Below are 12258 nucleotides of genomic sequence, written 5' to 3'. Positions count from 1 at the left end.
CGGATTACCGGGGGGTTGGGGCGCTGGGCCGGCGCCCGCCTGTTGCCATGGGGGGGGGCGGCCCCGTCACGGGCCGCCGGGCGGGGCGGCGCGGAGCCGGCCATAGCGGAAGCGGGTCAGCTGCCCCTGCGACGCCGGCCCTCCCTGCAGGCCGTGACCGGAACGGACTCCGCCGAGGCGGCGGGTAGTCCCCGGATGGTGGACCTCACCGCCGAGGACGACACCCAGACGCTTCCCCGGCTCGACTCGCTGGAGCGCAAACTGAAGGACCTGGAGCAGCAGTTCGGCTGACCGGGCCCCGGAGCCAGGAGCAGCCGCGCACCGGAGCCACGGGAGACCGGACTCCCGGCGCGGGTGCCGCCCGAACCCTCAGGCGGAACCCGCGTCGCTCCGGCTGTCCAGTTCGAACCACACCACCTTGCCCCCGCCCAGCGCCGGTGTCAGCGCGTCCACACCCCAGGCGTCGGCCAGTTCCTCGACGAGGACCAGTCCCCTGCCGTGCGTACCGTCGTCGGCGGACGGTACGTGCGGCCGGGGTCTGCGGGCGGCGTAGTCCCGGACCTCCACCCGCAGGCGGGCACGGGCCAGGGTCGCGGACACCTCCGCACCTTGATCGGTGTGGACGAGGGCGTTGGTGACGAGCTCGGTGACCAATAACTCGGCCACGTCGGTGGCCTCGAGCCGGCAACGGTGGCGCATCAACTCCCGCAGTGCCTTGCGGACTTCGCCCACGGCCTTGAGATCCGCCCGGCGCACGCTGCGGGTGATCCCCGCCGGGTCCACCGCTCCCCCGTCCCCGGCCGGTTCTCGCGTCACCGGCCGCCCTCTCTTCCACGGCTTCCCGGTCTTCGCCCCCACCCGCACGGCGATGTTCCTCCCCGTATGACCCGCTGCCGGACGGCCCGCCTCTCGAACAGGCCTACGGGATGCATGCCCTCTGAGGAATTCCGCACGCATACGGGCTCAGGGCGCGGCACGTCAGGGAGGCGGGATCGAGCCATCTGGAGCATCCGCCCGGCCCCGCCGTCCGGCACGGTCCTGCGGGACGACCGTGCGGATCCGGTCACCCTCCCGGCGCTGTTCCTCGGCGGATGGGACGGCGCGCCGGGGTCCGTGACCACCTCCGCCAGGGCGGGTCCCTCGTGCGGAAAGGCGTCCTTCGAAGCCGCCGTGAGCTGCTCGGCCTTGGCCCCGCGGACCCCGTGCGCGCCGGCCGCGCGGGCGATCGCCGCGACGTCGTGTCCTCGTTCGTCGTTCCGTACGAGGGCAGGCCGGAAACCGGCACCTCCCCATCGGCCCTGTGGAGCGACGAGTTGCCGAAGAGGAGCACTTTGACGGGGAGGCCGTACTGCACCAGGGTGAGGAAATCTCCCCTCGGCAGGGAGAAGCCACCGTCGCCCGACATCGACACCACTTGACGTCCGCGATCGGTGAGCTGAGCCCCGATGACCTGCGGGAGGGCGTCGGCCGGCGAACGGTGACGCACGGATCCGATGGTGCGGCGCTTGCCGTTCGGGGAAAGATAGCGCGCCGCCCGGACGTTGCACATGCCCGTGTCGGCGGTGAAGACGGCGGCCTCGTCGGCCGGCGCGCGCAGGATCTCCCGTACGGCGCCCCGGACCGCGAGATCCAGCTCGGAGCGGCGGCCGAGGCGCTCGGCCCGGAGGTCCGGATCGCATGCGGGGTGGCCCCGTAGGCCGCTCTCACAGCCGCTCGCGTAGGCCGCGCCGTGGCCGAGCGGCCCGCTCAGGCCGACGTCGTACGGATCGCCATACCGGTGATGCCTGCGGAGGGGAAGGCGAGCACGGCCGATTTCACCCGAATGGAGTAATCCAACGCGCCACCCACATGGGTGAAGATCAAGCTGAGTAGTGCCCCAATCGAGGCAATCCGTGAAAGGGAAACCATATGCGCATGCGACGAATCCTCGCCGCCGTCATCGCCACGGCGGCCCTCGCCGGACTCGGCCTCACGGGTGTCGCCACGGCCACGGCCGCCACCCACAACGCCACCGCCACGGCCCACACCGAAAGCCTCACCCCGGGTGAGTGCGTGGACGGCGGCGGAAAGGTGGTCGGGATGAAGTGCGTCGGCGGTACGGGCGACGGGCAGATGGTCGACTGAAACCCCGACTGGGCGCCCCGCAGCCACGCGCCGCGGGGCGCTGCCGCGCGCGTCCTGGTGCTCCGCCCCGTTCTGCTCGGCCATGGAGGGACGCCCTTTCCCGTTCGGTTCCGCCGGTGCGCCTCCCGTCCCCGCACGGTTCGCCCGGTCACGCCTCCCAGACCGCGGCGGCCGTGCGGTCGTCGGCGTAGCCCTTGAGGCGGAGCTGGGTGTCGGCGAGGAAGGCCGCGAGACCCGGCGGAGCCCCCTCGGACCAGCGGGCGGCGAGTTCGGCGGACAAGGGCTGCTCCTCGCGCATCGGCTCGGCGAGGCCGCTGGAGCACAGGAGCAGGGTGTCGCCGGGGCGGGCCACGGAGGCCCGGAAGCGAAATCCGGTCTCCGTCGGCGGCGCCGCCTCCTCCAGATCGCGCCACTGCCCGCCGCGGAGCCGGAACAGTCCGCCCGGACCCGCGCCGAAGCAGACCCGGGTGTGGCACCCGGGATCGACCGGCAGCAGCAGCCCGCGCAGCCCGGTCGTGTAGGCGTCCTCCGCGAGACCCAGCTCGGCGGCGCGGGCGCGCAGCCTGCCGTAGCCCCGGTCGACGAGCCGCTGGAGTCCGGAGCGCAGGGCGTCGCGCCGCCCGGCGCGGATGTCGTCGGCCAGCCGTTCCTGGCTCCGCCCGACGGCGCCCGCGACCAGGCGGCACACCTCGGCCGCGGCCGCCGCGGCGCCGGGCGCGGCCCGGTCCCCACCGGCGAGCACGACGAGGACGAGGGCGTCGGGTCCCGCGCCGAAGCGGGCGGTGAGCAGGAAGTCCCGCCGGGCCTCGCCGCGGAACCGGGCGGAGTCCCCGCGCAGCGAGGCGGCGCGCAGGGTGTAGCCGCCGTACTGGGCCCCCTCGAGCACCGTGTCGGGCGTCAGCGCGTCGATCCCGGCCGGATCGGCGGCGGGCAGCGCGACGGGCTCGGCGGCGTAGGTGGGCGGCCGGTCCCCGAGATGCGTGACCACTGGCCGTGGGGGGACGGGATGCCGCAGCCCCGCCGGGTCCGACGGGTCCCGACCCGCCGGCGCGGCCGGCGCGGCTGCCGGGGTGGGCCCGGCGGCTCCGGCTGGCCCTGCGGCTCCGGCGGGGCCGGGTGCGAAGCCGGTCCCGGCCCGGGACCCACCCCCGTCCACGCCGGCCACACCCGCTGGCCCGGCGGGCCCGCCGGGCCCGGCTGCTCCGGCTGCTCCGGCCGCGAAGCCGGTGCCGGACCGGAACCTCCCGCCGTCCACGTCGGCCGCTTCGGCCGAACCGGTAGCCCCCGCCGGCCCGGCTGCTCCGGCCGCGAAGTCGGTACGGATGCGGGACCCGTCACCGTCCGGGCCGGATCGGATCGCCCCTTCGGATCCGGATCCCGCGGGACCGGCGGACCCCGCCGAGTCGGAGAGCCCGGCCGAACCAGCGGGCCCGGCCGCTCGGCCCTGGCCGTCTGCTTCGTAGGGTCCGCTCGGCCAGCCCTGACCGTCGAGCCGGCCCTGGCCGCCGTGCCCGCCCTGTCCGCCCGGACCGCTCGGTCCGGGTGGATCACCCATACCGGTCCGAGCACCCGGCCCGGGGGGTTCGCCCGGTCCGACCTGACCGGCTGACCGCGGTACGGAGGCGGAGTCCTGCTCCGGACCCGCTGGCCCCTGCTGGGGGATGGCAACCGCGGCGGGTTCGTCGCCCCCTAGCCTCCAACGCCAGGCGGGCAGTTCCGCGGGATCCTCGTCGGGCAGCGCGGGCGGGACGGCGACGTCCCCGAGCGCGTACCAGGTCTGCCCTCCCTCCCGCGGGTCCCGCGGCGGCGGCAGCAGCGACCCGGCGGATGCGGGGCCCGGCTCGGGCTCCCGCTCGGCGTACACGGGCCCGGGATCAGGATCGGGATCAGGCGCGGCGTGCCGGGGCCCGGGCTCCGGGTCCGCGTTCACGGGCCCGGGGGCGGGATCGGGATCACGCGCGGCGTACACGGGCCAGGGGCCGGACTCCCGCTCCGCCTGCGCGGGCCCGGGATCGGGATCGGGGGCGGCGTACACGGGCCAGGGGCCGGACGCCCGCTCCGCGTGCACGGGTCCGCGATCGGTATCGCTATCGGTATCGGTATCGGTAGAGGGATCAGGACCGGCGTACGACGGCCCTGCAGCGCGCCCGGCGCGCAGCTCACGCTCGGGACCGGCACCAGGCTCACGGCCGAAGGCCACGGTGGGGTCCTGCTCCGGCCCGCCGGTCGGCGCCCGGTCGGGCTCCCGCCGCTGTCCGGGCAGCCCGGAAGCAAGACCCTGCCCCGGGCCAGAGCCGGAGCCAGGACCGAGGTCAGCACCAGAGTCAGGGCCGAGACCAGAGCCGGGACCGGGGCCGGCCCCGGGACCGAGGTCAGAGCCGGGACCGGAGCCGGCGCCAGGACCGGAGCCGGGCCCAGGACCGGCGCCCGGGCCGCGCGCAGGGCCGGCCCCCGGTCCCCGCTCCGGAGCGGGGGCTCCCGCGGGGCCCGGGGCCGGGGGGCCGGCGGTGGGTTCGGTCACCAGGACCGCCGCCGAGCGGAAGCGGTGGTCCAGCGTGTCCCGGGGATCCGGTTCCGGTCCCGTCTCGGGGTCCTCGTAGAGCTTCTGCCACCAGTCTTCCGCGCCCGTGCCCGCACCCGCACCCTGCTGACTCATGCCCCTCATTCTCCGGCTCCCGGCGGGACGGAATCCGGCGAACTCACGAAAAGGAGGGTCCATCGGACCGCCGTCCGATGGACCCTCCCCCTTTCAGCCGTACGACTTAGCGAACGTCGTACGCCCGCGCGACCGTCTGGGTGACGGTGGCGCCGTTCACGTCGGTCAGCTCGATCTTGAGCATGACCTGCTGGCCTGCGGCCCCGGCGTGGTTCACGGTCGCGGTCCACTGCCCGCCGTGCTCACCGGTCTTCGCCGCGGTCCAGTGCTCACCGTTGTCGTACGAGTACGACAGCGCGGCGGACTTGAGCGCGCCGGGCGCGTAGCCCGCGTGCCCGCTGACCCCGAGGCCGATCTTCTGGCCGTCGGCCGCGGCCAGCGTCTTCATCCCGTCCAGCGGAGCCGAGATCCGCGGGAAGAGGATCGGCAGCGCCTGCGAGTACTGCGCCGCGTCCAGCTTCGAGCGGAAGGTCCAGGTGGTCCGGATCCCGGAGGAGCGCTGCCAGGTGCGGGCCGGCTGGCCGACCTTCTCCAGCTGCTGGGTCAGTTCGTACGTGGCTTCCTCGGCCGGGACCTCGAAGACCCCGGACGGGTAGCCGCTGTCGCCCATCGGCGCGCCGTCGCGCGTGAGCGAGACGTTGCCGAGGTCGCCGAAGCCGCCCTGCTGCGCGTAGTGCCCGCTGTCGCCCCACATCGCGGAGCTGAAACCGATCAGGTTGCCCTGCCGTTCGGCGGCCAGCTGCTCCTTGCCCGTGGTGTCGCGCGACGCGACCGGGCCGATGACCCCGTCGTACCAGCTCTCGGCGCGCCGGGAGCCCGCCTCGTACGTGCGCTGCCGGTCGGTCATGAACTCGCCCCAGGGGAAGCTGCTGGCGACCAGGTGCTCCCAGGCCGTGTCCCCGGCGGAGTAGAACTCGGTGCGCTTGCCCGGCACCGCGACGGTGTCGATGCTGCCGAAGAACACGGCGGTCCCGAGCGGACGGTAGGCCCCGGTGATGTCGATGAAGTCGGCCGCGACGCCCATCGACGCGTAGGCGGACTCGACGGCGCCGAGCTCGCGGTCGCGCACCCGGTAGGTGCGGTCGCCGTGGACCGGACCCTTCTCGATCTGGGCGAGGTTGTAGACGTACGGGCTCTTCGCGCTGCCCTTCCAGCTCAGCGTGACCCCGCCCTGCGGGGCCCCGGCCAGCTTGGCCAGCAGGGCCCGCGCCTCGTCCGCCTCGATGGACATGGCCGGGAGCGAGCCGCCCGCGTAGCCGGTGAAGCCCTGCCAGCGGCCGGGTGCGTCGCGGTGGGCGAGGACGGCCTTGGCCCCGGCCGCCCTCGCGTTCTCCGCGACCTCGTACAGGGCGTCGTCGGCCGTCCTCACCAGCACGATCGCGTCCTTGGCGGCGATGGCGGCGAGCTCCTGCGGCGTACCCGTGCCCGCGTCGACGAGCGGGGCGCTGCCGGTGCCGTCGAGGTTGTCACTGCCCGTGGAGGCGGTGATCGGGTGCAGGACCGGGCCGCCGTTCGCCTTCAGCTCGGAGAGCAGCGGCGCGGCCGCCCGCCAGTAGCTGCCGAACTCGAACGCGCCGTCCTTCGCCCTGCCTTCGACGGAGGCGTAGTAGCCGCGGACGGTGCGCCCGCCCAGGGCGGTGCCGGCGTGCAGCCAGACCTCGTCCCAGGAGCGGGAGAAGGCGAGGGTGGTGCTGCGCGCCTCGGCCGGCCGGTCGGTCTCGATGCTCAGCCTGGCCGCCTTGCGGGCGTCCATCACGATGACCGTGTCCTTCTTGATCTCCGTCTGAGGACGGCCGAGGTAGGTGAGCGAGTCGGTCATCGTCGCGTTCTCGCCGGCGTCGGGGGTGCCGACGAAGGCGGAGAGGAAGTACGCGCCCGGGCGGACCCGGTAGACCTGGTCGACGGCGCCCTCGTTGAAGCGGCGGCTGCCGGTGGCGTCGTCGGTGCCGATCACGTCCAGCGAGGACGGGCCGGCGGCCGGCTTTCCGTCGCGGTCGATGAGCTTGACGCGCAGGGTGACCGTCTCCGGCTCCACGTAGAGGGAGAAGGGGGTGGAGACGTGCACGCCGTTCGCCGTGGCGACGACGCGGCCGGTGACGCCACCGTACTGGGAGCGCTCCAGCTTCGCGGAGGGGTCCAGGGCGAGCGGCACCGTGACGGTGGCGCCGGCCGGGACGGTCACGGTGCGCCGCTCGAGGCGGGCGACCTGGCCGCGGACGGCCGAGCCGTCGTTGCCGGTGACCTTCTCGACGGAGAGGTTCAGCGTGACGGGCTCGGCGCCCGTGTTGGTGTACGGGACCTCGACGCTGACGCGGTCGCTGCGGTCCTGGGGCCAGTCGTACGCGCCGCCCTGGAGCGAGGGGGCGCCGGTGACCGTGGTGTCGAGGGCGGCCTTGACGTCGAGGCGGCCGCCGCCGGTCTCCCGTACGTCGCCCGGGACCGCGGTGTTCGCCGATCCGACCAGCGCGGCCTTGATCTGCTGCGGGGTCCAGTCGGGGTGGCGCTGCTTGACGATGGCGGCGGCGCCCGCGACGTGCGGGGTGGCCATCGAGGTGCCGGACATGGACTGGTACGCGTACACCCCGCGGCCGCCCATGGCGGCGGCGGAGATCCCGACGCCGGGCGCGGCGATCTCGGGCTTGAGGGTGTGCTGCAGTCCGGCCGGGCCGCGGCTGGAGAAGGGGGCGGTCGTGTCGTCGCGGTCGACGGCGCCCACGGTCAGCACGCTGGGCGCGCAACCGGGCGAGGAGACCGTGTTGTTGCCCGGGCCGGAGTTGCCGGCGGCGATGACGAAGAGCGTGTTGCCGCTGCGGGCCAGGGCCTCCGTCGCGGCGGCCATCGGGTCGTCGCAGGACAGCTGGGAGGGGTCGCCGAGGCTCATGGAGACCACGTCGGCCTTGCTGTCGACGGCCCACTGCATGCCCGCGATGATCCACGAGTCCAGGCCGTATCCGGCGTCGTTGAGGACCTTGCCGCTGAGCAGCTGGGCGCCGGGGGCGACGCCCCGCTTCGCCCCGCCGCTCTCGGCGCCGGAGCCGCCGACGGTGGAGATGGTGTGGGTGCCGTGGCCCTGACGGTCCTCGGCCGTGTCCGAGTCGGTGAAGTTCTTCGCCTCGGCGACCCGGCCCTTGAGGTCGGGGTGTTCGAGGTCCGTGCCGGTGTCGAGGACGGCGACCTTGGTGCCCGTGCCGTCGAATCCGGCGGCCCACGCGGCCGTCGCGTTCACCTGCCGCGTGGAACGCTCCAGGTTCGCCTGGACCTTGCCGTCCAGCCACAGCTTCTTCAGCGGGGCGGAGGCCGAGGACCGGGTGTGGGCGTTGGTGGCGCTGCCGGTGACGTCGGCCCAGAACTCCGCGGCCTTCGCCTTGTCGGCGGCGAGCGCGACGCCGCCGATGGAGCCGAGGACGAGGGACCGTTCGGCGCCGCGCGGGACCGGCGGGGCGCTGCGCGCGAGGCTCGCGGAGCCCTCGTAGACCGCGATGAGCGGCAGCTTCCCGGCGTGCGCGTCGTCGTAGCCCTGCCGGATCAGGCCGGTGACGTTGAAGAGTTCCTCGTCGGCCTGGCCCGCGGCGAGCGCCTTGACGGCGCTCTCGGGGTAGACGTACAGGTCCTTGCCCGACTGGCGGGTCTGCACGACCGGTTGGGAACCGTCCTCGCGCGGCATCGCGGTGGCGGCGGTGCGGCCGGCCGCGTCCGTGGAGACCAGGACCCGGTCGCCGGTGACCAGGGTCACCGTGACGGGGGTGGTGGGCTGCTTCGAGGCCGCCTCGCTCCCCGTGAGGGGCCTGTTCGCCGTTCCGGTACCCGCTCCGGGCGCTCCGTCTCTCGGCTGTGCCGTGGACGGACCCACGGCGGTGACGGCCAATGCGGCCGCGATGGCCGCTCCCAGTGCCGTACGCGATATCGGGCGCATCGCTCTCCCCAGGTGAATTCCGGCCAACCACTTCGATGCACGGCGAAATCGCCGCGCACATGGCGCCTGGCCAGCGAATATTGGTGCTGCGGTGGCGTCACCTTGGCAGAGGGGCGCGGGGTACGGCGATGATGTCGCGGGCGGGTTTGCGCCGTGGCCGCTTCCCGCCAGGAACGGCGCCGAGAGGGTTGGGGTGGACGGGATGCTGGGAGCGATAGGTCTCGACGAGGGACAGGAGTCCGCTTACCGCGCGCTGGTCGCGCTGGGCGCGGCGGAAATACCCGATCTCGCGCACCGGTTGACGCTGCCCGTGCAGCAGACCGAACGGGCCCTGCGCCACCTGGAACGGCACGGGCTCGCCGCCCAGTCCTCGGCCCGGCCCGGCCGGTGGGTGGCCGCCCCACCGGGGGTGGCGCTGGGCGCGCTGCTCACCCAGCAGCGGCACGAACTGGAGCAGGCCGAACTGGCGGCGGTGCTGCTGGCGGAGGAGTACCGGGCGGAGGCCGCCGAACCGGCCGTGCACGATCTGGTGGAGGTGGTGACGGGCGCGAGCGCGGTGGCCCATCGTTTCCACCAGCTCCAGCTGGGCGCGACGGAGGAGGTGTGCGCGCTGGTCACCGGGCGGCCGCAGGTCGTCGCCGCCACGGACAACGAGGCGGAGGACCGGGCCTCCGTACGGGGCGTGGCGTACCGGGTCGTCATCGAACGGGAGGTGCTCGCCGGGCCCAGCGGGATCCGGGAGGCCTCGACGGCACTGGCGCGCGGCGAGCACATCCGGGTGACGGCCGAGGTACCGACCAAGCTGGTGATCGCCGACCGGACGCTCGCGATGGTTCCGCTGACGGCGCGGGGCGCGGAGCCGGCGGCGCTGGTCGTGCACGCGTCGGGCCTGCTGGAGTCCCTGATGGGCCTCTTCGAGGCGGTCTGGCGGGAGTCGCTGCCGCTGCGGCTGGGCTCCACGGGCTCGCCGGAGGAGGGCGACGGCGCGCCCGACGCCACGGACCTGGAGATCCTCACGCTCCTCCTGGCGGGCATGACGGACGCGAGCGTGGCGAAGCACCTGGAGCTGGGCCTGCGGACGGTCCAGCGTCGGGTCAAGGGCCTGATGGAGCTCTCCGGGGTCACGACGCGGCTCCAGTTGGGCTGGCACGCGTACGAACGGGGCTGGGTGGCCCGATAGCCCCAGGTCAGGCAGGCTGAGCAGATGGATCTGCCTCCGCTGCTCCTGATGGGGCTGGTGCTGGTGCTCGGAGTGGCCGGGGTGCTGGTCCCGGGCGTCCCGGGGACCTGGCTGGTCTGGGCCGGGGTGCTGTGGTGGTCCCTGCACGAGCGGTCGGCCGCGGCGTGGACCCTGCTGGCCGCCACGACGGCCCTGCTGCTGGTGGTGCAGGTGGTGAAGTGGCTGCTGCCGCCGCGCCGGCTCCGGGGAGCGGGCGTCACCAGCCGGATGGCGGCGTACGCGGGCGCGGGTGCGGTACTGGGCTTCGTGCTGGTGCCGGTGGTGGGGGCGGTCCCGGGTTTCGTGGGCGGGATCTATGTGTGCGAGCGGCTGCGGCTCGGCTCCGACGGCGAGGCGAGGACCTCCGTCCGGGCGGTGATGCGGGCGGTGGGGACGAGCGTGCTGGTGGAGCTGTTCGCGTGCCTGCTGGTGCTGGGGGCGTGGGTGGGAACACTGCTGTGGGCTTAGGCCCAGTGCGGTGAACCGGCCGCGGGGGCCGGCCTGCTGTCAGTGGCCCTTCCTATCCTGACGGCATGACGATCACTGAGCGGACCCTGGCGGAGGCCTGGCAGCGGACGGCCGCGCGACACCCCCTGCTCCACGAGGTCGGGCTGCCGCCCGTGGCGCGCTCGGAGGACGAGCTGGAGGAGTATGCCGAGCGCGCCGAGGAGGCGGGGGACGAGAGCCTGTGCCTGCTGGTGGACGAGAACGGCACGGTGCACGGCCGGCACGGCCCGTACCGGGAGGTCTTCGCCACCCGCGACCTCGACCGGGCGCTCTACCTGATCGCCGAGGCCGAGATGCGCCGGCGCGGCGGCGGCCCCGAGGAGGTGGCCGGGGCGCTGGACCGGATCGATCCGGTGTGGGGCGGACGGTTCCGGGGCGGCGTCCTCGACGACACGGGGACGGTCGAGGCGTGCGGGCGCGACCCGCTGGAGGGGCTCGCCTGGATAGCCGGTTCCTGGCGCGACCAGGACCCGTACACGACCCTCGCCTTCTACCGCGCGGCGCCCGGTCAGACCGTGGACGCCGAGCGGCTGGCCCTGCTGTACGGGGCCGATCCCGGGCAGGTGGCGGCCGGCACGCGCCTGAAGGACCTCCAGGCCGTGGACGGCGGCCGGGCCTACTGGGACCGCCACGCGGAGAGCTGCTGTTTCGGGCGGGCGGGCGAGTGGACGTTCCTGCTCTACCACGACACGCCGGCGGGGTCCTTCGCCGACAAGGAGGCGTACGCGGCGCTCGGGATCAAGGAGAGCGTGCGCCTGACCGCCACCTCCGCGAAGGCCATCTACACCCTCGACTACGAGCGGGACGGCCGCCGCGTCGACGACGACTGGGGCATGCTGGAACTGATCTGGTACGAACGCGGCCGCGCCCCCTATCGGCGCGGCGGCGAACTGGACTTCCTCAACGGGGCCCTGCGCCGTGCCGAGCTGGACCATCCCGGACTGACCAACACGTACGAGCTGTACTTCCACGCCCTGGACCAGTCCCTCGGCCTGCGTCTGCCACGGCGGGACTTCGCGGACGGGGAGGTGCGGGCCGCGTACTGGGCCGGGGAATGGCGCTGAGGAGGACGCGGCGCGCGCACGCTCGGCGCTCCCCTCCCCTCGCCCGCGGGGACTTCGGGCCGGACAGGTCCTAGTCCTGTGGAGCGGGGCCTCGGCCGCGGGGCGTAGGTCGCGGGCCCGATGCGGTGCGCGGCCGGGGCTGGGATCGTCTCTCCCATGACGGACTTGACGGGCGCCGAGGTTTTCAAGGGTTTCAGCGAGCCGGAACTGACCTATCTGCGGTCACAGCACCTGGGGCGGCTCGCGACGGTGGACGCGGCCGGACAGCCGCAGGCGAACCCGGTGGGGTTCTTCCCGCAGGAAGACGGGACGATCCTGGTGGGCGGCCTGGCGATGGGCACGACGAAGAAGTGGCGGAACCTGGCGGGCAATCCCCGGCTGTCCCTGGTCGTGGACGACCTGGTCAGCACCCGCCCGTGGAAGGTCCGCGGCGTGGAGATCCGCGGCGCGGCGACCCTGGAAGTCGGCCCGCACTCCCTGGTTCCCCACTTCAGCCCGGAAGTGATCCGCATCCATCCGCACCGCGTGCTGTCCTGGGGCCTGGACGCGTAGTCCGCGACGCGGACGGTCCACCGGGCCGGCCGCGACACACAGGGCCGGGACACGGCTGCGGGCCGGTGGCGGGGCCGACGGGGGGCCCGCCACCGGGCCGGCCGCGGGGGCCCCCGGGGGGGGGCCCCCCCCCGCGCCCCCCGGGGGGGGACCGCGGGGCCCCCCCCGGGGGGCGGGGGGGGGCCGCGCCCGCGCGCGCCCCCCGCCCCCCGCGGCCCCGAGA

At 74.6% G+C, this 12258-nt stretch carries 8 protein-coding genes and 2 pseudogenes; 6 read left to right on the top strand and 4 right to left on the bottom strand.

Annotation, left to right across the window (positions count from 1 at the left end):
• Positions 1-87: 87 nt before the first annotated feature.
• Positions 88-291: pseudogene (locus tag ACWF9Z_RS11210) on the top strand (DUF2637 domain-containing protein); the annotation flags it as partial.
• A gap of 78 nt (positions 292-369) precedes the next feature.
• Here the strand turns inward: ACWF9Z_RS11210 and ACWF9Z_RS11205 are convergent.
• Both ACWF9Z_RS11205 and ACWF9Z_RS11200 read right to left on the bottom strand, forming a co-directional pair.
• Entirely contained in the window at positions 370-816 is a 447-nt protein-coding gene (locus tag ACWF9Z_RS11205) for an ATP-binding protein (RefSeq protein ID WP_453600268.1), read from the bottom strand.
• 149 nt (positions 817-965) lie between these two features.
• Positions 966-1777 (bottom strand): annotated as a pseudogene (locus ACWF9Z_RS11200) (thiamine pyrophosphate-dependent enzyme); the annotation flags it as partial.
• A gap of 131 nt (positions 1778-1908) precedes the next feature.
• Here ACWF9Z_RS11200 and ACWF9Z_RS11195 point away from each other — a divergent pair.
• Entirely contained in the window at positions 1909-2124 is a 216-nt protein-coding gene (locus tag ACWF9Z_RS11195) for a hypothetical protein (RefSeq protein WP_453600265.1), read from the top strand.
• 148 nt (positions 2125-2272) lie between these two features.
• On the opposite strand, the gene ACWF9Z_RS11190 is transcribed toward ACWF9Z_RS11195, so the two are convergent.
• Both ACWF9Z_RS11190 and ACWF9Z_RS11185 read right to left on the bottom strand, forming a co-directional pair.
• Positions 2273-3112, bottom strand: a complete 840-nt coding sequence (locus ACWF9Z_RS11190) for a protein phosphatase 2C domain-containing protein (RefSeq protein WP_453600263.1) — start codon at positions 3110-3112, stop codon at positions 2273-2275.
• 1774 nt (positions 3113-4886) lie between these two features.
• On the bottom strand, positions 4887-8693 hold the full coding sequence (locus ACWF9Z_RS11185) for a S8 family peptidase (RefSeq protein ID WP_453600260.1): 3807 nt from the start codon (positions 8691-8693) through the stop codon (positions 4887-4889).
• Between the two features lie 202 nt (positions 8694-8895).
• Between ACWF9Z_RS11185 and ACWF9Z_RS11180 the strand changes: the two genes are divergently transcribed.
• The 4 genes from ACWF9Z_RS11180 (at position 8896) to ACWF9Z_RS11165 (ending at position 12035) form a co-directional block, all read left to right on the top strand.
• Positions 8896-9873, top strand: a complete 978-nt coding sequence (locus tag ACWF9Z_RS11180) for a helix-turn-helix domain-containing protein (RefSeq protein ID WP_453600257.1) — start codon at positions 8896-8898, stop codon at positions 9871-9873.
• Between the two features lie 24 nt (positions 9874-9897).
• The gene (locus ACWF9Z_RS11175) at positions 9898-10380 is read left to right on the top strand and encodes a DUF456 domain-containing protein (protein ID WP_453600255.1); all 483 of its coding nucleotides are present in this window, start codon (positions 9898-9900) and stop codon (positions 10378-10380) included.
• 65 nt (positions 10381-10445) lie between these two features.
• Positions 10446-11483, top strand: coding sequence for a hypothetical protein (locus ACWF9Z_RS11170; RefSeq protein ID WP_453600252.1), 1038 nt, complete (start codon positions 10446-10448; stop codon positions 11481-11483).
• 156 nt (positions 11484-11639) lie between these two features.
• Positions 11640-12035 carry a PPOX class F420-dependent oxidoreductase gene (locus tag ACWF9Z_RS11165; protein ID WP_453600249.1) on the top strand — a complete coding sequence of 132 codons (396 nt, stop codon included), beginning with the start codon at positions 11640-11642 and terminating at the stop codon, positions 12033-12035.
• The last annotated feature ends 223 nt before the right edge of the window (positions 12036-12258 follow it).

It is taken from the genome of Streptomyces sp. NPDC054961 (genome assembly GCF_053609145.1).
This window is presented reverse-complemented; position numbering and strand designations above follow the sequence as displayed.

What these genes read in the sequence shown, in the direction of transcription:
- ACWF9Z_RS11195 (WP_453600265.1), top strand. Translation starts at nt 1,909, where the DNA reads ATGCGCATGCGACGAATCCTCGCCGCCGTCATCGCCACGGCGGCCCTC.
- ACWF9Z_RS11185 (WP_453600260.1), bottom strand. Translation starts at nt 8,693, where the DNA reads ATGCGCCCGATATCGCGTACGGCACTGGGAGCGGCCATCGCGGCCGCA.
- ACWF9Z_RS11180 (WP_453600257.1), top strand. Translation starts at nt 8,896, where the DNA reads ATGCTGGGAGCGATAGGTCTCGACGAGGGACAGGAGTCCGCTTACCGC.
- ACWF9Z_RS11175 (WP_453600255.1), top strand. Translation starts at nt 9,898, where the DNA reads ATGGATCTGCCTCCGCTGCTCCTGATGGGGCTGGTGCTGGTGCTCGGA.
- ACWF9Z_RS11170 (WP_453600252.1), top strand. Translation starts at nt 10,446, where the DNA reads ATGACGATCACTGAGCGGACCCTGGCGGAGGCCTGGCAGCGGACGGCC.
- ACWF9Z_RS11165 (WP_453600249.1), top strand. Translation starts at nt 11,640, where the DNA reads ATGACGGACTTGACGGGCGCCGAGGTTTTCAAGGGTTTCAGCGAGCCG.